Origin of the sequence: Streptomyces sp. NBC_01304, assembly GCF_035975855.1 — a bacterium.
Classification (GTDB): domain Bacteria; phylum Actinomycetota; class Actinomycetes; order Streptomycetales; family Streptomycetaceae; genus Streptomyces.
This window is the reverse complement of sequence record NZ_CP109055.1, coordinates 2,282,677-2,306,398: the sequence shown is the minus strand read 5'-3', so window position 1 is coordinate 2,306,398 and position 23,722 is coordinate 2,282,677. Positions and strand designations below refer to the sequence as shown.

Below are 23,722 nucleotides of genomic sequence, written 5' to 3'. Positions count from 1 at the left end.
CCGGCGTCTCTCAGGCGGCGGTCCCCCGGGCGAGGAGATCGGAAATGGCGTCCACCGTGCGCAAGGTGGGCACCGGGACGTCGGCGATGGACGCCAACTCGACGACGGCGGCGAGCAGTACGTCGAGTTCGAGCGGTTTGCCCTTCTCCAGGTCCTGGAGCGTCGACGTCCGGTGGTCGCCGACCCGCTCGGCGCCCGCGATGCGGCGCTCGATGGAGATGTCGGGGCGGCAGCCGAGCGCCTCGGCGACGGCCAGGGTCTCGGCCATCATCAACTCGATGACCTGGCGCGTCGTGCGATGCCGGCACATCTGAACCATCGTGGCCCGGGTCAGCGCGCTGATCGGGTTGAAGGAGATGTTGCCGAGCAGCTTGATCCAGATGTCCTTGCGCAGATCCGGCTCGACGGGGCACTTGAGCCCGCCCGCCTGCATGGCCTCGCTGAACTCCAGGCAGCGCTTGGACACCGACCGGTCGGGCTCGCCGATGGAGAACCGGGTGCCTTCGAGGTGGCGTACAACTCCCGGACCCTCCAGCTCCGTTGCCGCGTAGACGACGCACCCGATGGCCCGCCGCTGCTCCAGGACCGCGCTGACCGAGCCGCCGGGGTCGACGCTCTCGACGCGCTGCCCGTCGTGCGGGCCGCCGTGCCGGTGGAAGTACCACCAGGGGATGCCGTTCTGCGCGGCGATCACCGACGTGTGGTCCTGGAGCAGCGGCTCGACCAGCGGCCCGCACGCCGCATAGGAGTTGGCCTTGAGTCCCAGGAAGACATGGTCGACCGGGCCGATGTCGGCCGGCCGGTCCGTCGCGGGCACCTGCGCGGTCCAGTCACCGCGCGGGCTGAGCACCCTGACTCCGTGCTGCCGCATGGCCGCCAAGTGCGGTCCACGGGCGACGAGATGGACATCGGCGCCGGCGCGGTGCAGCGCGGCTCCGACGTAGGCGCCGATCGCTCCGGCACCGACAACTGCGACTTTCACTTGGCTCTCCGTTCGGTCGAGGGAACCGATGGAAGGGCGTCGAAGGACGGGAGCGGACCGGGCGGACGCTCGGCTGCCGGGCCACTCGATGTCGACTGAATATTGTCTACAGTATGGAATGAGGTGCGGCAAGACTTCGCACAGGAGCGGGAGTTGACCGGGTCCCGCGTTCGGGGCCGCGTTCGGGTGCGGGCGGCGGACCTGGCGCGGAGCGGCGGTTCGGGTGGCGGACGTGCCGCAGCCCGGCCCCTCGGGGAGAGGGGCCGGGCTGCAGGGCTCGGGGATGCCGGGTCGGGCGGCGGTCAGTTCTTGCCGACCTTGGTGTTGGAGGTGGTGGTGGCGGTGCCCTGCAGGGTCAGCTCCTTCGGGGCCACGACCATGTCCTTGCCGGACTTCTCGTTGCAGGCGTTGTAGGGAGCGGTCGACGAAAGGATGGACAGCGGGCCGTTCCACTGCCAGGGCGCGAGACAGGCGTCGTTGAGGATGTTGATGCCGCTGTCACGGTCGCTGCCGCCCGACGGGCGGTTGCAGGCGTTGTACGATCCGTCGCCGGCGCCGACGTTGCCCGGGCCGGTCCAGTGCCACGGAGCGCCGCACAGCTTGTCGCCGACGGTGGTGTTGGGGATGTCGAGCCCGAGCTTGGCGTTGCCCTTCGCGTTCCCGCCGGGGGCGTCGTCCCCGCCCGCGGCGAAGGCCGGGCTGACGGCGGCGGCGAAGAGGGCGGCGATGGCGCCGATTACGGCCAGGGACTTACGAAACATGATCATTTTCCTTCGTTTTCGGGAAGCCCTGTTTACGGGCCTCACGATTAGCAACGAAACCGGAAAAATGTGGATGCGCATTTTGCCCCGGACGGGCCAATTGTCGCGTTAGATCATTCAATTGACTCAACGGTTCGACGAAACTGCATATCGCATACGGGTGTTCGGTCGACACCCTTCCCAACCCGCCCCGGCCTTCCTAGAGTTCGCGACCATGAGCCCGCCTCTCGCACCTGTCGGCTGGAGCCGCTGGCTGGTGCCGCCCGCAGCCCTTTCCGTCCACCTCTCCATCGGCCAGGCCTACGCCTGGAGCGTCTTCAAGCCGCCGCTGGAACTGCAGCTCGGGCTCTCCGGTACGCAGAGCGCCCTGCCCTTCCAGCTGGCCATCGTGATGCTCGGCCTGTCCGCCGCGTTCGGCGGCACCCTCGTGGAGCGCAACGGGCCGCGTTGGGCGATGACCGTGGCGCTGTACTGCTTCTCCTCGGGGTTCGTGCTCGCCGCCCTCGGCGCCTGGACCGAGCAGTACTGGCTGATCGTCTTCGGCTACGGCTTCGTCGGCGGCATCGGGCTCGGCATCGGCTACATCTCGCCGGTCTCCACATTGATCAAGTGGTTCCCGGACCGGCCCGGCATGGCCACCGGCATCGCCATCATGGGCTTCGGCGGCGGCGCGCTGATCGCCTCGCCCTGGTCGGCGCAGATGATCGAGTCCTTCCCCCTCGGGACCCAGGGCATCGCGCTCGCGTTCCTGATCCACGGAGTGACGTACGCCCTCTTCATGTCCCTCGGCGTACTCCTCATCCGCGTCCCGCGGCCGGCCACCGGCGCGAGCGGCGAGCAGCGGGCCCCCGAACTCACCGGTCCCCAGGTCTCCGCACGCTCCGCCGTGCGCACCCCGCAGTTCTGGTGCCTGTGGGTCGTCCTCTGCATGAACGTCACCGCGGGCATCGGCATCCTCGAGAAGGCCGCCCCGATGATCACGGACTTCTTCGCGGACTCCAGCGCACCCGTCACGGCCTCCGCGGCCGCGGGCTTCGTGGCGCTGCTCTCGGCGGCCAACATGGCGGGCCGCATCGGCTGGTCCTCCACCTCCGACCTGATCGGCCGCAAGAACGCCTACCGGGTCTACCTCGGCGTGGGCGCGCTGATGTACCTGCTGATCGCCCGCTTCGGGGACGGCTCGAAGCCGCTGTTCATCTGCTGCGCCCTGGTGATCCTGTCCTTCTACGGCGGCGGCTTCGCGACGATCCCCGCGTATCTGAAGGACCTCTTCGGCACGTACCAGGTGGGCGCCATCCACGGCAGGCTGCTCACCGCCTGGTCCACCGCGGGCGTGCTCGGGCCGCTGATCGTGAACCGGGTGGCCGACTCCCAGGAGGCGGCGGGCAAGAGCGGCGCCGGGCTCTACGGGCTCTCGCTCACCATCATGATCGGCCTGCTCGCGGTGGGCTTCGTGGCCAATGAGCTCGTACGTCCCGTCCACCGGCGCCACCACCACGTCCCCGCGCAGAGGAAGGCAAGTGATGACGACACCGTCAGGGAGGACGCCTAGCCGCCGCGGCCTGATCCTGTTCGCCTGGCTGTGGGTCGGGCTGCCGCTCGGCTACGGCCTGTACGAACTCGTACGCAAGGCCACGCAGCTGTTCACGGGGTAGCCGGACGGCTGTTCGCGGGATGGCCACACAGCTGTTCGCGGGACGGAGCGCGGCCGTCCCTCCCGGGGAGGATGTGCGTGTTCGCCGGATAAGGGCGGACGTGCCCTCGGGATAAGGGCGGCCGCGCAGATCATGAGAAGCCTCCAAGGCCCGTGCCGGAATCCTGTCGCTTTACGTGCCCTGCTACCCACCAGTCGCTGAGCAGACTGGTGGGTCCTGATGTCACCGGCACGAGGGGTTCCACAGATGAACACAGCGCACGGTTCGCGCATCGCCGCGGTCGGCCACTACCAGCCCGCCAAGGTCCTCACCAATGAGGACGTGGCGGCACTGGTCGACACGAGCGACGAGTGGATCCGCAGCCGCGTGGGCATCCGCACCCGTCACATCGCGGGCCCCGACGAACCGGTCGACGAGCTCGCCGCCCAGGCCGGGGCCAAGGCGCTGGCCGCCGCGGGGCTCGCGCCCGAGGACATCGACCTGGTCCTGGTCGCCACCTCCACCGCGATCGACCGCTCCCCGAACATGGCGGCCCGCGTCGCCGCCCGCCTCGGCATCCCCTCGCCCGCCGCCATGGACCTCAACGTCGTGTGCGCCGGCTTCACGCACGCCCTGGCCACCGCCGATCACGCGCTGCGCGCCGGATCGGCGACCCGGGCCCTGGTGATCGGCGCCGACAAGATGTCCGAGGTCGCCGACTGGACCGACCGCACCACCTGCGTCCTGGTCGGCGACGGCGCCGGCGCCGCGGTCGTCGAGGCCGCCCCCGCGGGCGAGCCGGCCGGGATCGGGCCGGTCCTGTGGGGCTCGGTGCCGACGATGGGCAACGCCGTACGCATTGAGGGCACGCCCCCGGTCTTCGCGCAGGAGGGCCAGTCCGTCTACCGCTGGGCCACCACCCAGCTGCCGCCGCTGGCCCGCAAGGTCTGCGAGAAGGCGGGCATCACCCCCGAGGACCTGGCAGGGGTCGTGCTGCACCAGGCCAACCTGCGCATCATCGAGCCCCTCGCCGAGCGCATCGGGGCGGTGAACGCGGTGGTCGCCCGCGATGTGATCGAGTCCGGGAACACTTCGGCGGCCAGCGTGCCGCTCGCGCTGTCCAAGCTGGTGGAGCGGCGGGAGATCGAGCCCGGGGCGCCGGTGCTGCTCTTCGCCTTCGGCGGGAACCTCAGCTATGCGGGGCAGGTCGTGCGCTGCCCGTGACGTCTTCACCGCGTGCCTCTGGGGCCGGTGTGATGAGGTCAACTCCCTCTGGATCTGGCCATTGTGCTCGGTAGACTGTAGACGATAGCCAATGTAGTAGGGAGACTTGGCTGTACGTAGCCGAGGGCTGTCAGTAGCCGAGGAGGGGGACCGCGATGTTGTCCGCAGGACTGCCACAGGGTGCCGTGCCGAAACTGGAGCGGCCCGGCCCGCTGCGCGAGCGGGTGTACGAGGCGCTCCTCGAGCTGATAACGACCCGTGCGCTGCGCCCGGGCCAGCACCTCGTGGAGAGCGAACTCGCCGGGCACCTCGGGGTGTCCCGCCAGCCCGTGCGCGAGGCGCTGCAGCGGCTCAACACCGAGGGGTGGGTCGATCTGCGGCCCGCGCAGGGTGCCTTTGTGCACGAGCCCACCGAGGAGGAGGCCGACCAGCTGCTCACCGTGCGTACGTTGCTCGAGGCGGAGGCGGCGCGGCTTGCGGCGGCCAATGCGGGCACGGCGGGGATCGCCGCGCTCGAGGAGCTGTGCGAGATCGGGGAGAAGGCTGTCGCCGACGGGGAGCGTGACCTGGTGGTCGCGACCAATGCGCGGTTCCATGCCAAGGTCATGGAGCTGGCGGGGAACGTGGTCCTTGCCGAGCTGGCCGGGCAGGTTGATCGGCGGGTGCGGTGGTATTACACGCCGGTTGCCCGGCAGCGGGGGAAGCAGTCGTGGATCGAGCATCGCGATTTGATCGCGGCGATCGCCGCGCGGGATGAGGAGCGGGCCAAGGATGTGATGCGGGCGCATACCGAGCACACCCGGCGTACCTATCATCAGCGGGCCGAGGGCTGATTTTCTCCCCGCCCCGCCCCTTCCCGTAATTCTGCGAAGCTTTCCGCCTTTCGGGCGGTGTCCTCAAACGCCGGACGGGCTGAAGGCTTGCGGACCGGCTGATTGGGCCCACTCACGGAAGGTGCGAGGCTCCCTTCCGGTCAACTCACGCACGGTCGGCCGCACTTGGGACTCGTCCAGAGTCCCGTCCACATAGAAGCTGAAGAACGCCTCGACGTACTCGGCCGGCATCTGTGCGGTCATCTCCGCCCTCGCCTCGCCGTCCGGCTGGGGCTCGAAGTGGAGCTTGCGGTCCAGTACCTCGGCCAGGATGCGGACCCGGTCGGCCGGGAGGAGGGCTTCGGGGCCCGTCAGGGCGTAGGCCTGGCCCTCGTGCTGTGCCGAGCGGAGCGCGAGTGCGGCGACCGCACCGATGTCGTACGGGTCGATCGTCGCGGTCCGTACGCCGGCGAACGGGGCGCGGACCACGTCGCCCGCCGCCAACTGGTCCTTCCACTGCAGGGCGTTGGAGGCGAAGCCGACCGGGCGCAGGAACGTCCAGGGCAGGCCCGAGGCGCGGACCGCGTCCTCCGATTCCAGCATGTAGCGGGTGACCGCGTTGGAGCGGTCACCCGGTACCGGGATCGAGCTGCTGGACAGGAGCACCACCCGCTCGACGCCGGACCGGCGCATCGCGGCCAGCGACTCGGGCATCTCCTGGTAGCCGGGGAGCAGGAAGACGGCGCTCATGCCGTCGAGCGCCGCCGTGACCGAGTCCGCGCTGTTGAGGTCGCCCGCGAACCCCTCGGCGCCCTCGGCACCCTCGGGGACGCGCCCCGAGCGGCTGAACGCCCTTACCCGTTCGCCCTGTTGGACGAGGTGGCGGACGACTTCGGAGCCGACGTTTCCGGTGGCGCCGGTGACGAGGATCATGCGGTTCCCTTTCCGTAGGACCATCCCGTAGGACCTTCCAGAGCCTCGCACGCCCGTTCCTGGTGCGGGGCCGCACGCATCTTTGTCCTCAAGGTGGAGAAAGTTGGGATGGATTCCTGCTCAACTTCTTCCCAGTCCCAGCAGCCGCTGCTACGTTCCCCTCGAAAGCAGCGAGATGCCGACCACGGCGGGAGGGGCAGCGTGAGGCGCATGACGGCTCGACCCGCGAACGCGCACCAGGCGCGACTGCTCCGTCTGCTGCGTGACGGCGGGCCGAACTCCCGGGCCCAGCTCGGGGATCAGGTCGACCTCTCGCGTTCCAAGCTCGCCGTGGAAGTGGACCGGCTCCTGGAGACCGGTCTCGTGGTGGCCGACGGCCTCGCCGCCTCGCGCGGTGGCCGTCGGTCGCACAACATCCGGCTCGCCCCCGCGCTGCGCTTCCTCGGCGTCGACATCGGTGCCACGTCGATCGATGTGGCCGTCACCAACGCCGAGTTGGAGGTCCTCGGGCATCTCAACCAGCCCATGGACGTACGGGAAGGACCGGTCGCCGTCTTCGAGCAGGTGCTCGCGATGGCGGCCAAGCTTAAGGCCACCGGGGTCGCGGAGGGGTTCGACGGAGCGGGGATCGGCGTGCCCGGCCCCGTCCGCTACCCCGAAGGCGTCCCGGTCGCCCCGCCGATCATGCCCGGCTGGGACGGGTTCCCGGTCCGGGAGGCGCTCAGCCAGGACCTGGGCTGCCCGGTCATGGTCGACAACGACGTGAACCTGATGGCGATGGGGGAGCAGCACGCGGGCGTCGCACGCTCCGTGGGCGACTTCCTCTGCGTCAAGATCGGCACGGGCATCGGCTGCGGCATCGTCGTCGGCGGTGAGGTCTACCGCGGTACGACGGGCAGCGCCGGCGACATCGGGCACATCCAGGTCGAGCCCGACGGGCGCGCCTGCGCCTGTGGCAACAGGGGCTGCCTGGAAGCCCACTTCAGCGGCGCGGCCCTGTCCCGCGACGCCGAGGAGGCCGCCCGCTCCGGACTGTCCCCGGAACTCGCGGACCGCCTGGAGGCCACCGGCAAGCTCACCGCCGCCGATGTCGCCGCGGCGGCCGCGGCGGGGGACGCCACCGCGCTCGACCTGATCCGCGAGGGCGGCAACCGCACCGGCCAGGTGATCGCCGGCCTGGTCAGCTTCTTCAATCCGGGCCTGGTGGTGATCGGCGGCGGGGTGACCGGGCTCGGCCACACCCTGCTCGCCGCGATCCGCACCCAGGTCTACCGCCAGTCGCTCCCGCTCGCGACCGGCAATCTCCCCATCGTCCTGGGCGAGTTGGGGCCGACCGCAGGAGTGATCGGGGCGGCCCGGCTCATCAGCGACCATCTGTTCTCGCCTGCCTGATCCGCGCGCACCGTACGCCTCGTACGACTTGTAAGAGCCGCACGTCAGAACCACCCCAGCACAGCGCTCAGCTTTGCCCTGCCCGCTCACCGGCCGCGTACCCGCCGAGGGGAACCGTCATGGCAACACCTGAACCACCGCTGCCCGCCGACCAGCCACCCCTGCTCACCATGCAGGGCATCACCAAGTCCTTCCCCGGCGTACGCGCCCTGGACGGCGTCGCCCTCGACGTCCGGCCCGGCGAAGTGCACTGCCTGCTCGGCCAGAACGGCGCGGGCAAGTCCACCCTGATCAAGGTCCTCGCGGGCGCCCACCAGCCCGACGGCGGGCAGATCACCTGGCGCGGTGAGACCGTCACGCTCAAGTCGCCGATCGCGGCGATGCGGCTCGGGATCGCCACCATCTACCAGGAGCTCGACCTCGTCGAAGGTCTGTCCGTGGCCGAGAACGTCTACCTCGGGCACGAGCCGACCACCGCCGGGTTCGTCGTACGCGGACGGGACGCGCGCACCTCAACGGGCAAGCTGCTCAAGCGACTTGGCCACCCCGAGATCGATCCGGCCAGCCTCGTCGGCGAGCTCTCCGCCGCCCAGCAGCAGATCGTGTCGATGGCCCGGGCCCTCTCCCACGACGTCCGCCTCATTGTGATGGACGAGCCGTCCGCCGCCCTCGACCCGGACGAGGTCGACAACCTCTTCCGCATCGTCGGCGACCTCACCGCGGACGGTGTCGCCGTCGTCTACATCTCGCACCGCCTGGAGGAGATCCGCCGCATCGGCGACCGTGTCACCGTCCTCAAGGACGGCCGCGCCGTGGCCGTCGGACTCCCCGCGAAGTCCACCCCGACGCGCGAGGTCGTCGCCCTGATGACCGGCCGCAACGTCGAGTACGCCTTCCCCGACCGGCCCACCGGAGTCACCGGGGACGTCCCGCTGCTCAAGGTCCGAGGTCTCGCCCGCGACGGCGAGTTCGCGCCGCTCGACCTGGAGCTGCGGCCCGGCGAGATCGTCGGGCTCGCCGGACTCGTCGGCTCCGGGCGCTCCGAGATCCTGGAGACGGTGTACGGGGCGCGCAAGCCCAGCGCCGGTCAAGTCCTCATCGACGGACGGGTGTTGAAGCCGGGCAGCGTACGCGCCGCCGTCCGCGCCGGGCTCGGGCTCGCCCCCGAGGAGCGCAAGGCGCAGGCCCTGCTGATGATGGAGTCGGTCACCCGCAACGTGTCTGTGTCGTCCATGTCCCGCTTCTCGCGCTGGGGCTGGCTCGACCGGCGGGCGGAGCTCGCGGCGGCCCGCAAGGCCACCCAGGAGCTTTCGCTGCGGCCCGACCGTCCGCACGCCGCCGTCCGCACCCTGTCCGGCGGCAACCAGCAGAAGGCGGTCCTCGCCCGCTGGCTCCTTCGCGGCTGCCGGGTGCTGCTGCTCGACGAACCCACCCGCGGTGTCGACGTCGGCGCCCGCGCCGAGCTCTACGCAGTCATCCGCCGCCTCGCCGACGAAGGCCTCGCCGTGCTCCTCGTCTCCAGCGAGGTCCCCGAAGTCCTCGGCCTCGCCGACCGCGTACTCGTCCTGCGCGAGGGCCGAGTCGTCCACGAGGCACCCGCCCGGGAGCTCGACGAACACCGCGTACTCGACCTCGTCATGGAAGGGAGCCCCGCGTCATGAACAAGGCCGCATCGAAGGCGGAGCAGAACGGCCCCGGAGCGGGGCCCGTGCTCGCCGTGGGCAAGACGGACACCCCGAACGGCAGCCCTTGGCGCGTCACCTTCGCCCGCGCCGACGTCCGCACGCTCTCCCTGGTCGGCGTCCTCGTCGTGCTCGTCCTCATCGGCGGCATCACCAAGCCCGACGCATTCCTCGACACCCGCAACGTCCAGCTGATCCTCACCCAGGCCTCGACCATCGGCGTCGTCACTGTCGGCATGACCTTCGTCATCATGTCCGGCGGCATCGACTTGTCCGTCGGCGCGATCGTGGCGCTCTCCTCCTGCTGGGCGACGACCCTCGCCACCCAGGAGTACGGCTTCGCGGGCATCCTCTTCACCGCGGTGATCGTCGGCCTGGGCTGTGGCCTCGTCAACGGCGTGCTCGTCGCGTACGGCGGGATCGTGCCGTTCATCGCGACGCTCGCCATGCTCGCCTCGGCCCGGGGCCTGGCTCTGCAGATCACCGACGGCAAGACTCAGACCATTGACAACCAGTCGGTGCTCTCCCTCGGCGAACGCGACTCGTTCATCCTCGGCATCCCGCCGCTCGCCCTCATCTTCGGCGGCGTCGCCGTCGTCGGCTGGCTGCTCCTGAACCGGACGACGTTCGGGCGGCGCACCGTCGCCGTGGGCGGCAACGCGGAGGCGGCACGGCTCGCCGGCATCGACGTACGACGACAGCGTCTGTACCTGTACCTGCTGTCCGGGCTGTGCTGCGGGATCGCCGCCTTCCTGCTGATCGTGCTCTCCGGATCCGGTCAGAACACCAACGGCAATCTGTACGAGCTCGACGCCATCGCCGCCGCGATCATCGGCGGCACCCTGCTCAGCGGGGGCCGGGGCACCATCGTCGGCTCCGTGCTCGGCGTACTGATCTTCACCACGATCACCAACATCTTCCAGCTGAACAACCTGGAGACCGCCACCCAGCAGATCGCCAAGGGCGCGATCATCGTCGCCGCGGTCCTGGTCCAGGGTCGCGCCTCCAAAACTCCCTAGCGCATCACAGCACTGAGCAACTCCCTTCTCCCAACCGCCAGTTCCCCTCCCGCGAAGGGTCCGTCATGCCAGAAATCACGAGCCGCAGAGGGCTGCTCTTCGGAGCCGCCGCCGTGTCGACCGGTGCGCTCCTCACCGCCTGCACCAGCAATGACCCCAAGGAGGAGAACAAGCAGCCCAGCAACAACGCGCCCATCGCCGACGACAAGCCGGGCAAGCCCGTCACCATCGGCTTCGCCGGGCCCGAGGCCGACCACGGCTGGCTGAACGCCATCAACGTCAACGCCCGTGAGCGTGCCAAGAAGTACAGCGACGTCACCCTGGAGATCACCGAGGGCTCCAACGACACGGCCACCCAGATCGGCCAGATCGACACCCTCATCAACAAGAAGGTCGACGTCCTGGTGATCCTGCCGGCCGACGGCAAGGCCATGACCCAGGCCGGCCTGAAGGCCATGAAGGCCGGCATCCCCGTGATCAACCTCGACCGGATCTTCGCCTCGCCCCAGGCCTTCCGCTGCTGGGTCGGCGGCGACAACTACCGCATGGGCCTCAACGCCGGGATGTACATCGGCGAGAAGCTCAAGGACAAGAAGAACGCCAAGGTCGTCGAGCTCGCCGGGATGGACACCCTGGAGCTCACCCAGGAACGCACCAAGGGCTTCGACGACGCCCTGAAGAACTTCCCCAACGTCGAGAAGGTGGCCCGGCAGGCCGCCAAGTTCACCGTCGAGTCGGGGCAGTCCGTGATGTCCGGCCTGCTGCAGGCGCAGAAGAGCTTCGACGCCCTGTGGAACCACGACGACGACCAGGGCGTGGGCGCGCTGACGGCCATCAAGCAGGCCGGGCGCGACGAGTTCTTCATGGTCGGCGGCGCGGGCGCGCTCTCCGCGTTCGAGGCCATCGAGAAGGACAACTCGGTCCTCAAGGCGACCGTCCTCTACCCGCCGACCATGGCGGCCTCGGCGATCGACGTGGCCCGCGCCCTCGGGCAGAGCAAGGGCGTCGCAGGCTTCGCCGAACGGGAGATCCCCGCGTCCATCACGCTCTACTCGGCGGTCGTGACCAAGGACAACGTCGGCGAATACATGGCCACGGGCTTCAAGTGAGCCGTGACCAGGCGCCGTTACCGCACCGCACCGGGCCGGTCGGCCCACCGCCGTTGAGGAGGAAGACCGCATGCTGGAGGACGAGACGGAGCACACGCCGGGCGCCGGGCCGGGTGGCGGGGGAGCCCCGCCACAGGCCCTGGGCGTCGGGATGGTCGGCTACGCGTTCATGGGCGCCGCCCACTCCCAGGGCTGGCGCACCGTGTCCCACGTCTTCGACCTGCCCCTTCGCCCCCGTCTCGCGGCCGTCTGCGGGCGCGACGGCGCAGCGGTCAGGGCGGCCGCCGACCGGCTCGGCTGGGCGGCGGCCGAGACCGACTGGCGCGCGTTGATCGCACGCGACGACGTGCAGCTCGTCGACATCTGCACACCGGGCGACAGCCACGCCGAGATCGCCATCGCCGCCCTGGACGCGGGCAAGCACGTGCTGTGCGAGAAGCCCCTCGCGAACTCGGTCGAGGAGGCCGAGGCCATGGCGGACGCCGCCCGGCGCGCCCGCGCCCGCGGTCAGCTCGCGATGGTCGGCTTCAACTACCGCCGGGTGCCCGCGATGGCGCTCGCCCGGCGCATGGTCGCCGAGGGCCGCATCGGCACGGTCCGGCACGTGCGCGTCGCCTATCTGCAGGACTGGCTCGTCGACCCGGAGTTCCCGCTGACCTGGCGCCTGGAGCGCGAGCACGCCGGGTCGGGGGCGCTCGGGGACCTCGGGGCGCACATCGTGGATCTGGCGCAGTTCGTCGCCGGGGAGCCGCTCGTCGGGGTGTCCGCCATGACGGAGACGTTCGTACGCGAACGGCCGTTGCTCGACGGTGCGTCGGCGGGTCTGTCCGGGGCGGGCGGGGGCGCGGCGAAGGGGCCGGTGACCGTGGACGACGCCGCGCTGTTCACCGGTCGGCTCGCGTCCGGCGCGCTTGCCTCCTTCGAGGCGACACGGTTCGCTTCGGGGCGCAAGAACGCGCTGCGGCTCGAACTCAACGGCTCCGACGGGTCGTTGGCGTTCGACCTGGAGCGCCTCAACGAGCTCTCCTTCCACGACCACACCGAGCCCGCGGCTTCGGCAGGCTTCCGCCGCATCCTCGTCACCGAGGCCGAGCACCCCTACCTGGAGGCCTGGTGGCCGCCCGGCCACGCCCTCGGCTACGAGCACACCTTCGTGCACCAGGCGCGCGACCTGGTCCACGCGATCGCCGCCGGCACCGACCCCGCGCCGTCCTTCGCGGACGGGCTGCAGGTGCAGCGGGTGCTCGCGGCGGTCGAGGAGAGCGCAGAGAAGAACTCCGCGTACACCCCCATCCCTGTATCCGTCCCCCTCCCCGATCCCGTACAGGAGGCGTAGTCGTCATGCCCCGCCCCTTCACGCTCTTCACCGGACAGTGGGCCGACCTGCCGCTCGAAGAGGTCTGCCGGCTCGCCCGCGACTTCGGCTACGACGGGCTCGAACTCGCCTGCTGGGGCGACCACTTCGAGGTCGACAAGGCCCTGGCCGATCCGGGATACCTGCCGGGCCGGCACCAACTGCTCGAAAAGTACGGCCTGAAATGCTGGGCCATCTCCAACCACCTGGTCGGCCAGGCCGTGTGCGACTCGATCATCGACGAGCGGCACCAGGCGATCCTGCCCGCGCGGATCTGGGGCGACGGCGACGGGGAGGGCGTACGGCAGCGGGCGGCGGCGGAGATCGCGGACACGGCGCGGGCCGCGGCGGCGTTCGGCGTCGACACGGTCATCGGGTTCACCGGGTCGTCGATCTGGCATCTGGTCGCGATGTTCCCGCCCGCGCCGGAGTCCATGATCGAGCGGGGGTACGAGGACTTCGCCACCCGCTGGAACCCGATCCTGGACGTCTTCGACGCGCAGGGCGTGCGGTTCGCCCATGAGGTCCACCCCAGCGAGATCGCGTACGACTACTGGACCACGGTCCGGGCCCTGGAGGCGGTGGACCGGCGTCCGGCCTTCGGCCTGAACTTCGACCCCTCGCACTTCGTGTGGCAGGACCTGGATCCGGTCGGGTTCCTCTACGACTTCCGGGACCGGATCTACCACGTGGACTGCAAGGAGGCGCGGCGCCGCCTTGACGGCCGCAATGGCCGCCTGGGCTCGCATCTGCCGTGGGGCGACCCCCGTCGCGGCTGGGATTTCGTCTCCGCGGGCCACGGGGACGTCCCTTGGGAGGACGTGTTCCGGATGCTGCGGTCCATCGACTACTCGGGGCCGATCTCGGTCGAGTGGGAGGACGCGGGGATGGACCGGCTACAGGGTGCCCCTGAGGCGCTGTCGCGGTTGAAGGCATATGACTTCGAGCCCCCGACGGCCTCCTTCGACGCGGCGTTCGGGGGAGCCGAGTAACTGCATTCTCCCCGCCCCGCCCCTTCCCGAGATGCTGCGCAGCCTTCCGCCCTGCGGGCGGTGTCCTCAAACGCCGGACGGGCTGATGAAATCAGCCCGTCCGGCGTTTGAGGACAGAGGCCGAAGGCCGATCCGGGGTCCGGGGCGGAGCCCCGAAGCCGTCCGTCAGGACTTTCGGGAAGGGGCGGGGAGGGGATCAAACATGCCCAAAACCCCCTTTGTCCAGCCGCAGGAAAAAGCCCAACTCGACCGCTGCGCAAGGGCTTTCCGGCCCGGACAAAGCCGGATAGCGTCGTTGATGCGCGCATGACATACAGCACCGCAAGGCCCGGGTGACGGCGCACCCGGAGACCCGCCCGCCCCGTACCACCAGCTCCCCCGGAGGGACTCGTGCACAGGAAACGGCCCAGACTCCGCAAGCCACTCGCACTCCTCGCCACCACACTCCTGGCGGGCGCCACCTTGGCCCTCACCCCCGGGACCGGCGCCGGCGCCGCCGAGGCGCCCGAGCCCAAAGCGGCCGCAGCCGCCGCCGAGGACTTCCAGCAGGTCACCCTCGCCAAGGGCGAGGAGGAGGTCGGCGAGCCCATGACCCTCGCCGTCCTGCCCGACCGCAAGGTCCTGCACACCTCCCGCGACGGCGAACTCCGCATCACCGACGCGAACGGCACCACCAAGCTCGCCGGCAAGCTGAACGTCTACTCGCACGACGAAGAGGGCCTCCAAGGCGTCGGCGTGGACCCGAAGTTCGGCGAGAACCGGTTCATCTACCTCTACTACGCGCCCCCGCTGAACACCCCCGCGGGCGACGCCCCCAACGAGGGCACGGCCGACGACTTCAAGAAGTTCGACGGAGTGAACCGCCTCTCCCGCTTCGTGCTGAAGGAGGACGGCACCCTCGACAACGCCAGCGAGAAGCAGATCCTCGACGTCCCCGCGTCCCGCGGCATCTGCTGCCACGTCGGCGGCGACATCGACTTCGACAAGGACGGCAACCTGTACCTGTCGACGGGCGACGACTCCAACCCGTTCGCCTCGGACGGCTTCACGCCCATCGACGAGCGGGCGAACCGCAACCCCGCGTACGACGCCCGGCGCGGCGCCGGCAACACCAACGACCTGCGGGGCAAGATCCTGCGGATCAAGGTCAACGCCGACGGGACGTACATCAACCCCAGCGGCAACCTCTTCGCGCCGGGGACGGACAAGACGCGTCCCGAGATCTACGCCATGGGCTTCCGCAACCCGTTCCGGATGAGCGTCGACAAGCCCACCGGCATTGTGTACGTGGGTGATTACGGCCCCGACGCGGGTGCGGCAAACGCAAGTCGCGGGCCCGCGGGCCAAGTTGAGTTCGCCCGCGTCACCAAGCCCGGCAACTACGGCTGGCCGTACTGCACCGGCAAGAACGACGCCTACGTCGACTACGACTTCGCCACCGGCACCTCGGGCGCCAAGTTCGACTGCGCGGCCCTCAAGAACACCTCGCCGCACAACACGGGCCTGACCGACCTGCCGCCCGCGCAGGAAGCCTGGATCCCGTACGACGGCGGCTCCGTGCCCGAGTTCGGCAGCGGCTCCGAGTCGCCGATGGGCGGGCCGGTCTACCGGTACGACGCGGCGTCGACGTCGCCCGTGAAGTTCCCCGAGGCCTACGACGGCGACTTCTTCGCCGGGGAGTTCGGGCGCCGCTGGATCAAGCGCATCGAGCACTCCGCCGACGGCTCCGTGCAGTCCATCAACGCCTTCCCGTGGACCGGGACCCAGGTGATGGACATGGAGTTCGGGCCCGACGGGGCGCTGTACGTCCTCGACTACGGGACCGCCTGGTTCGGCGGCGACGAGCACTCCGCCCTCTACCGCATAGAGAACGCGACGGACGGCCACTCGCCGGTCGTCGAGGCGAGCGCGAGCAAGACCTCCGGCCAGGCCCCGCTGAAGGTCGGCTTCACCTCCAAGGCCACCGACGCGGACGGCGGCACGCTGACGTATTCCTGGGCGTTCGGGGACGGCGGCACGGCGACCGGGGCCAACCCGACGTACACGTACAAGAAGAACGGCACCTACACCGCGACCGTCACCGCGAAGGACTCCACGGGCCGCACCGGAAGCGCCGACGTGCATGTCGTCGTCGGCAACACCGCGCCCAAGGTCACCCTTGAACTGCCGGGCGACGGCCAGCTGTTCACCTTCGGCGACAAGATCCCGTTCAAGGTGAAGGTGACCGACCCCGAGGACGGCACCATCGACTGCACCAAGGTCAAGGTCACCCACATCCTCGGCCACGACAGCCACGGCCACCCCGTCACCTCGGCCAACGGCTGCGAGGGCACCCTGCAGACCTCCGCGGACGGCGAGCACGACCCGAACGCGAACATCTTCGGGGTCTTCGACGCCGAGTACACCGACAAGGGCGCGAACGGCCAGCCGGCCCTCACCACCCACGACCAGAACGTCGTCCAGCCCAAGCACCGCCAGGCCGAGCACTACAACGGCTCCAAGGGCGTCTCGGTCGTCGCCCACACACCGGCGCACGGCGGCAAGACCGTCGGCGACATCAACAACGGCGACTGGATCTCCTTCAAGCCGTACATCCTGGGCAACGCCAAGTCCCTTACCGCGCGCGTCGCTTCGGCCGGAGCGGGCGGCACCCTGGAGATCCGCAGCGGCTCCGCGGGCGGCCGGCTGCTCGGCTCCGTGAAGGTCGAGCCGACCGGCTCCTGGGAGACGTACAAGGACGTCACCGCGACCCTGAGCAAGGCGCCGAAGGGCACCACCAGCCTCGTCCTGGTCTTCAAGGGCACGGGCAGCGGAGCCCTCTACGACGTCGACGACTTCAGCCTCACCACCGGCTGAACCCACGGATGAGAAAGGGACAACCATGCGTGCATCAGCGCGGCTGGCCACCGCGACGGCCGCGGCCGCCCTGCTCATCGGCTGCGTATCGGGACCGGCGTCGTCCAAGGCGCCGGAGGAGTCCGCCGCCTCGGCGGCGGCCGGGAAGGTCCTTGTCTTCAGCAAGACGGCCGGCTTCCGGCACGACTCCATCCCGGACGGCATCGCCGCCGTCAAGGACCTCGGCACGGCGAACGGCTTCGCGGTCGACGCCACCGAGGACGCCGGGGCCTTCACGGCCTCGAACCTCGCCCAGTACGACGCCGTGGTCTGGCTCTCGACCACCGGCGACGTGCTCAACTCCGAGCAGCAGACCGCCTTCGAGGGCTACATCAAGGGCGGCGGCGCCTACGTAGGAGTGCATGCCGCCGCCGACACCGAATACGACTGGGCGTTCTACGGCGGGCTCGCCGGCGCCTACTTCCAGTCGCACCCCGCGATACAGGACGCGAAGGTCGTCGTCGAGGACCGGGGGCATCCCGCCACCGGGCATCTGGGCGCGGCGTGGCAGCGTACGGACGAGTGGTACAACTACCGCTCCAATCCCCGCGATAGCGCCCATGTCCTCGCCTCGCTCGACGAGAGCTCCTACACCGGCGGGTCGATGAACGGCGACCACCCCATCGCCTGGTGCCAGGACTATCAGGGCGGCCGCTCCTTCTACACCGGCGGCGGCCACACCAAGGAGTCCTACGCCGACCCCGCCTTCCGGCAGCATCTGCTCGGCGGCATCCGGTGGGCGATCGGCGACGCGCAGGCCGACTGCCGGGTGGAGAAGGGCTATACGCCCCTCTTCGACGGGACGTCGACGGACGGCTGGAAGCAGGCCGGACCCGGCGCGTTCACGCTGGCCGACGGCACGCTGACGACGACCGGCGGGATGGGGATGCTCTGGTACGCGCAGCGCGAGCTGGCGGCGTACTCGCTCAAGGTCGACTGGAAGATGGCCGGAGACGACAACTCCGGGATCTTTGTGGGCTTCCCGCCCTCCGACGACCCGTGGTCGGCCGTCAACAACGGCTATGAGATCCAGATCGACGCCACGGACGTACCGGAGAAGACCACCGGCTCGGTGTACGGCTTCAAGTCGGCGGACATCGCCAAGCGGGACGCCGCGCTCAACCCGCCGGGGGAGTGGAACACCTACGAACTCCGGGTCGAGGGCGAGCGCCTGCGGATCTACCTCAACGGTGTGAAGATCAACGACTTCACCAACACCGACCCGGCGCGCAGCCTGCGCCAGGGCCATGTCGGCATCCAGAACCACGGCGCCGACGACGAGGTCTCGTTCCGCAACATCCGGGTGAAGGAACTGCGCGCCCGGCCCGGCGGGGGTCACTAGTCGACGGTGGGCGGAGGACGCCGGACCTCCGCCCACCGTCTTTCGTCCCCCACCGTCTTTCAGCGCGTGCACGACACGTGTGCGCTGCACGTGTGTACGACACGTATGTACGGCCTATGTATGTGGAGTCGCGTACGGAGTGCGTACGTCGGGAGTACGTACGGAACTTGGGAGGCAGCCTGTGTCCACTACCTCTACCCCAACTGCTACTGGTGTCTGGCTGATCGGGGCTCGCGGCTCCGTCGCCACGACCGCCGTCGCGGGCTGCGCGGCCGTCGCGGCGGGGCTGCAACCGGCGACGGGGATGGTGACGGAGACCCCGCCGTTCGCCGACAGCGGGCTCCCGGCGCTGGGCTCGCTGGTGTTCGGCGGGCACGACACCTCCGGCTGCCCGCTGCCCAAGCGGGCCGAGCAACTGGTGAGCGCGGGGGTGCTGCCGCACGGCCTTCCGGCCGCGGTGCTCGGCGAACTCGCCGCCGCGGACGCGGAGATACGCGGTGGCGGGCCGCTGCCCGGCGACACCCGGTCGGAGGAGGAGCTGATCGACTCCTTCGCCGACGACATACGTGACTTCGTACGCCGCCAGGGTCTGGGGCGGGCCGTCGTGGTGAACGTCGCCTCCACCGAAGCCCTGCCCGGCGAGGGCGCGGGCCTGCCCGCGAGCTCGCTCTACGCGGCGGCGGCCCTGCGGGCGGGCTGCCCCTATGTGAACTTCACGCCCTCAACGGGCCTGCACCACCCGGTACTTGCTGCGCCTGCCGCCGCCAGCGGCCTGCCCTACTCGGGCCGCGACGGCAAGACCGGCCAGACCCTGCTGCGGTCGGTGCTCGCCCCGATGTTCCTGCAGCGGGCGCTCGCCGTGCGCGCCTGGTCCGGCACGAACCTCCTCGGGGGCGGCGACGGGGCGGCCCTCGCCGACCCCGGTGCCGCCGCCGCCAAGAACGCGGGCAAGGAGCGCGTCCTCGCCGACGTCTTCGGCTCGGCCCCCGAGGGCGAGGTCCACATCGACGACGTGCCCGCGCTCGGCGACTGGAAGACCGCCTGGGACCACATCGCGTTCGACGGTTTCCTCGGCTCCCGCATGGTCCTGCAGACCACCTGGCAGGGCTGCGACTCGGCACTCGCGGCCCCGCTGATCCTCGACCTGGCACGGCTCGTGGCACGGGCGGCGGAACTGGGCATCGCGGGCCCGCTGCCGGAGCTGGGCTTCTACTTCAAGGACCCGGACGGCGGCGGGTCGGCCGCGCTCGGGGAGCAGTACAAGGCCTTGGTGGACTTCGCGGGACGGCTTCGGGAGGAGGGCGCGTGAGGGGCCACCGCATACGCCTCCTCACGTCCGACCTCACCGGTGGAACGGGGTCTGCGACCGCCCCACTCCGCGCGGCGGCCGCGGGAGGCCGCCGCGCGGGGGGTCGCTGCGCGGGCTCGCGGGGATCGGGTCGGGCCCTGACTCCGGCTACGGCTACGGCTACGGCTACGGCTTCGGTGCCGGGGCTGTGGGCGGTAGTTGAGGGAGTTTGCCGCTCGGGTGGTTCGGGTGGTTCGGGTGGTTCGGACGGTTCGGGTGGTCCGGGCGTGCGTGTCGTGCCCCTGGTCGGTGTGACGGATGCGGGGGGTGGTCGGGCGAGCTTGCGGGGTTCGGCTCCGGCTCCGGTGCCGGTGCCGGTGCCGGGGTCGTGGGTGGTCGTGGGCTCGGCTGTGGGCTCGGAGGCGGTCGAGGGGGTCTGCCGCTCGGGTGGCCTGCGATGGCCGGCTCGGGTGTCGGGGCCGTGGGCGGGGGCGGTCGCATGAGTGCGCGGGACTGGGCCGAACTGCTGCGGGTCTCCGCGCTGTTCACGGTGCCGGGGGATGCGCTGGCCGGGGCTGCGGCGAGCGGGCTGCGGCCCAATCGACGGACGCTGCTGGCGATCGGCAGCTCGCTGTGCCTGTACGAGGCCGGCATGGCGCTCAACGACTGGGCCGACCGGGCCGAGGACGCGATCGACCGGCCGCACCGTCCGCTGCCCTCGGGGCGGATCGCGCCGGGTGCGGCGCTGGCCGCGGCGGGCGGGCTGACGGTGGCGGGGCTCGCCCTCGCGGCGCGGGCGGGGCGGCCGGCCCAGGCGGTGGCGGGCGCGCTCGCGGCCTCGGTCTGGTCCTACGACCTCGGCCTCAAGCGCACGGCGTTGGGCCCCGCGGCCATGGCGACGGCACGCTCGCTCGACCTTCTCCTCGGCGCGACGGCGACGGGCGGCCGGGCCCGCACGGCCCTGCCCTCCGCCGCCCTGCTCGGCGCCCACACACTCGCGGTCACCTCCGTCTCGCGCCATGAGACCCAGGGCGGGTCCGTCGCGGTGCCGGTGGGCGCGTTGGCGGCGACGGTCGTGCTGGGCGAGCTGTTGGGCCGCCCTCGGACTGCCGGGCCCGGGTCCAGGCCAGGGCGCGACGGGCTCGACGGGCTCGACGGGCTCGACGGTGGGGGTGAGGGCGACGTGGCGGGCGTGGGTGGAGACCGGCCCGGCACGGGCGTGTCCTGGGCCGGTGCAGGCAAGACCTGGTCCGCCCTGGGCGGGGGCCCACACGGCGCGGGCAAGGGCCGCCCCGGCGTGGCCGCGCGTGAGGGCGGGACCGGTGTCGGTCACCGCGTGCGCAACGGCGGGGCGGGCCTCGGTGTACGCGGGCTGCCGCGCCCGGCCTCCCTCCTTGCCGCCGCCTATGTCGCGACCGCCGCCAAGCCCCTGTTCCACGCCGCGCTCAACCCTTCCCCGCCGCTCACCCAACGCGCCGTCGGCGGCGGCATCCGGGCCATGATCCCGCTCCAGGCGGCCCTCGCGGCCCGCACCGGAGCCCTCGGCACCGCACTGGCGACGGCCGCCCTGGCCCCGCTCGCGCGGCGGTTCGGGCGGAAGGTGAGCGTGACGTGAGCGCGGTCGTGGTGCGTTCCCGCCGCCCGCGGTTGGTCGGGGCCTTTCCGAGGCCGGGCCGACCTCGGTCGGCCCGGGCCCGGCAGAGCCCAGGGCGCCCGCATCTGGACGGAGCCCTCCGGCGCCCGAGCCGCGCATACCTCGACGGACCGTTTCGGGCCCCGGGCCGCCTGGACCCGCACCCCGCCGGCCTCGACCCGCACCCCCGACGGCCCCGCCCGCCCCGCTCCCCCCAGGGAAGGTGACCACCCCATGTCCCTCCGCCTCGGCTACGGCACCAACGGCCTCACCGACCTCCGCCTGGAAGACGCCCTCGCCCTCCTCGCCGATCTCGGCTACGACGGCGTCGGCCTCACCCTCGACCACATGCACCTCGACCCGATGGCCCCGGACCTGGCCGCCCGGACCCGTCGCGTGGCCCGGCGTCTCGGTCAACTCGGCCTGGGCGTAACGGTCGAGACCGGCGCCCGTTACGTGCTCGACCCGCGCCACAAGCACGGCCCCTCCCTCCTCGACCCCGACCCGGACCGCCGTGCCGCCCGCGTCCGCCTGCTGATCCGCGCCGTGCAGGTCGCCGCAGACCTGGGCGCGCACGCCGTGCACTGCTTCAGCGGCATCACCCCGCCGGGCACCGCCGACGACGTCGCCTGGCAGCGGCTCGCCGACGCGCTCGGCTCCGTACTCGACGCGGCGACCGGCGCCGGAGTCCCCCTCGCCGTCGAACCCGAACCCGGCCACCTCCTCTCCTGCCTCGCCGACTTCCACCATCTGCGCACCCTCACCGGCGACCCCGAGGCCCTGGGCCTCACCCTCGACATCGGCCACTGCCAGTGCCTGGAACCCGCCCCACCGGCCGACTGCGTACGCGACGCGGCCCCCTGGCTGCGGCACGTCCAGATCGAGGACATGCGCCGCGGTGTGCACGAACACCTCCCCTTCGGCGACGGCGAAATCGACTTCCCGCCGGTCCTGGCGGCCCTCGCCGCCACCGGCTACCAGGGCCTGACGGTCGTCGAACTGCCCCGCCACTCCCACGCGGGCCCCCAACTCGCCGAGGAATCCCTGCAGTTCCTTTGCAAGGCAGCCGCCGAAGCGGCAACACACGCCCCCGCCGGCACCGAAGGAGGCACGCCGTGACCGACGACCTCACCGAGCCGCGCACCCGCCTCGCGGGGCAACTCGGCGGCGCCGCCCGCGCCTGGCTGGACCAGGCACTCGACGAGGCGACCGCGGGCCGCACCGGCCGGCACGCCGAACCCGAAGCCACCCCGCCCACCTGGGAGTTGCGTTTCGCGGAGGCCGGCCGAAGATGCGGCGCGCCGCACGCCGAAGCCGCCCGCGTCCTGCTCCTGCGCACCGCCCACGCCGGCTCGGCCACCCTGACCCGCCTCTACCGGCAGGGCACCGCCGACGAACGCCGCGCCGTCCTCACCGCCCTGCCCGACCTGCTGCGGGGCCCGGACGCACTGGCTCTGACCGAGGACGCCCTGCGCACCAACGACACCCGCCTCGTCGCCGCCGCCGTGGGCCCCTACGCGGCCGCCCACCTGGACGCGCACGCCTGGCGGCACGCCGTCCTCAAGTGCCTGTTCACCGGCGTACCCGTGGACGCCGTCGCCGACCTGGCGGACCGCGCCCACGCCGACGCCGAACTGGCCCGCATGCTCGGCGACTACGCGGGCGAGCGCACCGCCGCAGGCCGTCCCGTACCCGCCGACCTGCACCGGGTCCTGGCCCTGACCGCCCCCGCCCCCGCGGGCCCGACCACCCCCGCGGAGCAGCACGCACGGCACAAGGAGTCCTGATGCGCATCTTCGACCCCCACATCCACATGACGTCCCGGACCACCGACGACTACGAGGCCATGCACGCCGCCGGCGTCCGCGCCGTCGTCGAGCCCGCCTTCTGGCTGGGCCAGCCCCGCACCTCGCCCTCCTCCTTCTTCGACTACTTCGACGCCCTCCTCGGCTGGGAACCCTTCCGCGCCGCCCAGTACGGCATAGCCCACCACTGCACGATCGCCCTCAACCCCAAAGAGGCCAACGACCCCCGCTGCACCCCCGTCCTGGACCAGCTGCCCCGCTATCTCGTCAAGGACAACGTCGTCGCCGTCGGCGAGATCGGCTATGACTCGATGACCCCGGCCGAGGACACCGCGCTCGCCGCGCAGCTGCAGCTCGCCGCCGACCACGAGCTCCCCGCCCTGGTGCACACCCCGCACCGCGACAAGCTCGCGGGCCTGCGCCGCACCCTCGACGTCGTACGCGAATCCGCCCTGCCGCTCGACCGCGTCCTGCTGGACCACCTCAACGAGACCACGGTCGAGGAGGCCAAGGACGCGGGCTGCTGGCTCGGCTTCTCCGTCTATCCCGACACCAAGATGGACGAGGAGCGGATGGTCGCGATCCTGGAGGCCTACGGGCCCGAGAAGGTCCTGGTCAACTCGGCCGCCGACTGGGGCAAGAGCGACCCGCTCAAGACCCGCAAGGTCGGCGACGCGATGCTCAAGGCCGGCTTCGACGAGGAGATCGTCGACCAGGTCCTGTGGCGCAACCCCGTCGCCTTCTACGGCCTCAGCGGCCGCCTCGTCCTCGACCTGCCGGGCGCCGCCGAGGCGGCTGCGGCCACCCACGAGGGCAATTCCATCCTGCGCGGGGCGCCCAAGAGCGCGACAGCGGGGGAGTGAGC

The 23,722-nt window shown here is 71.2% G+C and carries 20 protein-coding genes; 17 read left to right on the top strand and 3 right to left on the bottom strand.

All coding sequences use genetic code 11. From position 1 onward, the window contains the following. Positions 1-10: 10 nt before the first annotated feature. Together OG430_RS10020 and OG430_RS10015 are read right to left on the bottom strand one after the other, a co-directional pair. Positions 11-982: a 2-dehydropantoate 2-reductase gene (locus OG430_RS10020; RefSeq protein WP_327352085.1), complete on the bottom strand. Its 972-nt coding sequence runs from the start codon at positions 980-982 to the stop codon at positions 11-13. 302 nt (positions 983-1,284) lie between these two features. Then, positions 1,285-1,743 (bottom strand): hypothetical protein, encoded by a 459-nt coding sequence (locus OG430_RS10015; protein ID WP_327352084.1) that lies wholly within the window; start codon positions 1,741-1,743, stop codon positions 1,285-1,287. A gap of 214 nt (positions 1,744-1,957) precedes the next feature. On the opposite strand from OG430_RS10015, the gene OG430_RS10010 reads away from it, so the two are divergent. The 4 genes from OG430_RS10010 (at position 1,958) to OG430_RS09995 (ending at position 5,434) form a co-directional block, all read left to right on the top strand. Further along, complete coding sequence (locus tag OG430_RS10010; protein WP_327352083.1) at positions 1,958-3,295, top strand: OFA family MFS transporter; 1,338 nt, start codon at positions 1,958-1,960, stop codon at positions 3,293-3,295. Next, positions 3,267-3,398: an MFS transporter small subunit gene (locus OG430_RS10005; protein WP_327352082.1), complete on the top strand. Its 132-nt coding sequence runs from the start codon at positions 3,267-3,269 to the stop codon at positions 3,396-3,398. Before OG430_RS10010 ends, OG430_RS10005 begins: the two co-directional genes overlap by 29 nt. A 246-nt stretch (positions 3,399-3,644) precedes the next feature. Further along, the gene (locus OG430_RS10000; RefSeq protein WP_327352081.1) at positions 3,645-4,601 is read left to right on the top strand and encodes a beta-ketoacyl-ACP synthase III; all 957 of its coding nucleotides are present in this window, start codon (positions 3,645-3,647) and stop codon (positions 4,599-4,601) included. Between the two features lie 155 nt (positions 4,602-4,756). Next, the gene (locus tag OG430_RS09995; protein WP_327352080.1) at positions 4,757-5,434 is read left to right on the top strand and encodes a GntR family transcriptional regulator; all 678 of its coding nucleotides are present in this window, start codon (positions 4,757-4,759) and stop codon (positions 5,432-5,434) included. A 63-nt stretch (positions 5,435-5,497) separates the two neighbouring features. Here OG430_RS09995 and OG430_RS09990 read toward each other — a convergent pair whose 3' ends face one another. After that, positions 5,498-6,346 (bottom strand): NAD(P)H-binding protein, encoded by an 849-nt coding sequence (locus tag OG430_RS09990; protein WP_327352079.1) that lies wholly within the window; start codon positions 6,344-6,346, stop codon positions 5,498-5,500. A 210-nt stretch (positions 6,347-6,556) separates the two neighbouring features. On the opposite strand from OG430_RS09990, the gene OG430_RS09985 reads away from it, so the two are divergent. The 13 genes from OG430_RS09985 to OG430_RS09925 all read left to right on the top strand — a co-directional run bounded on the left by OG430_RS09985 (position 6,557) and on the right by OG430_RS09925 (position 23,720). Then, a complete protein-coding gene (locus tag OG430_RS09985; RefSeq protein WP_327352078.1) occupies positions 6,557-7,738 on the top strand; it encodes an ROK family transcriptional regulator in 1,182 nt (393 codons plus the stop codon). A 170-nt stretch (positions 7,739-7,908) separates the two neighbouring features. Continuing rightward, a complete protein-coding gene (locus OG430_RS09980) occupies positions 7,909-9,399 on the top strand; it encodes a sugar ABC transporter ATP-binding protein (protein WP_327359031.1) in 1,491 nt (496 codons plus the stop codon). Next, on the top strand, positions 9,396-10,439 hold the full coding sequence (locus OG430_RS09975; protein ID WP_327352077.1) for an ABC transporter permease: 1,044 nt from the start codon (positions 9,396-9,398) through the stop codon (positions 10,437-10,439). Before OG430_RS09980 ends, OG430_RS09975 begins: the two co-directional genes overlap by 4 nt. A gap of 65 nt (positions 10,440-10,504) precedes the next feature. Then, positions 10,505-11,548 (top strand): substrate-binding domain-containing protein, encoded by a 1,044-nt coding sequence (locus OG430_RS09970; RefSeq protein ID WP_327352076.1) that lies wholly within the window; start codon positions 10,505-10,507, stop codon positions 11,546-11,548. A gap of 70 nt (positions 11,549-11,618) precedes the next feature. After that, complete coding sequence (locus OG430_RS09965; protein WP_442816463.1) at positions 11,619-12,884, top strand: Gfo/Idh/MocA family protein; 1,266 nt, start codon at positions 11,619-11,621, stop codon at positions 12,882-12,884. A 5-nt stretch (positions 12,885-12,889) separates the two neighbouring features. Then, positions 12,890-13,894 (top strand): sugar phosphate isomerase/epimerase family protein, encoded by a 1,005-nt coding sequence (locus tag OG430_RS09960; RefSeq protein ID WP_327352075.1) that lies wholly within the window; start codon positions 12,890-12,892, stop codon positions 13,892-13,894. Between the two features lie 390 nt (positions 13,895-14,284). Further along, entirely contained in the window at positions 14,285-16,750 is a 2,466-nt protein-coding gene (locus OG430_RS09955) for a PQQ-dependent sugar dehydrogenase (protein WP_327352074.1), read from the top strand. 25 nt (positions 16,751-16,775) lie between these two features. Continuing rightward, positions 16,776-18,131: a ThuA domain-containing protein gene (locus OG430_RS09950; RefSeq protein ID WP_327352073.1), complete on the top strand. Its 1,356-nt coding sequence runs from the start codon at positions 16,776-16,778 to the stop codon at positions 18,129-18,131. A 181-nt stretch (positions 18,132-18,312) separates the two neighbouring features. Continuing rightward, a complete protein-coding gene (locus OG430_RS09945; RefSeq protein WP_327352072.1) occupies positions 18,313-19,440 on the top strand; it encodes an inositol-3-phosphate synthase in 1,128 nt (375 codons plus the stop codon). Between the two features lie 478 nt (positions 19,441-19,918). Beyond that, positions 19,919-21,034 carry an SCO3242 family prenyltransferase gene (locus OG430_RS09940; RefSeq protein ID WP_327352071.1) on the top strand — a complete coding sequence of 372 codons (1,116 nt, stop codon included), beginning with the start codon at positions 19,919-19,921 and terminating at the stop codon, positions 21,032-21,034. 252 nt (positions 21,035-21,286) lie between these two features. Continuing rightward, positions 21,287-22,171, top strand: coding sequence for a sugar phosphate isomerase/epimerase family protein (locus tag OG430_RS09935; RefSeq protein ID WP_327352070.1), 885 nt, complete (start codon positions 21,287-21,289; stop codon positions 22,169-22,171). Then, a complete protein-coding gene (locus OG430_RS09930) occupies positions 22,168-22,839 on the top strand; it encodes an EboA domain-containing protein (protein WP_327352069.1) in 672 nt (223 codons plus the stop codon). Before OG430_RS09935 ends, OG430_RS09930 begins: the two co-directional genes overlap by 4 nt. Continuing rightward, complete coding sequence (locus OG430_RS09925) at positions 22,839-23,720, top strand: TatD family hydrolase (RefSeq protein ID WP_327352068.1); 882 nt, start codon at positions 22,839-22,841, stop codon at positions 23,718-23,720. Before OG430_RS09930 ends, OG430_RS09925 begins: the two co-directional genes overlap by 1 nt. Positions 23,721-23,722: the final 2 nt, after the last annotated feature.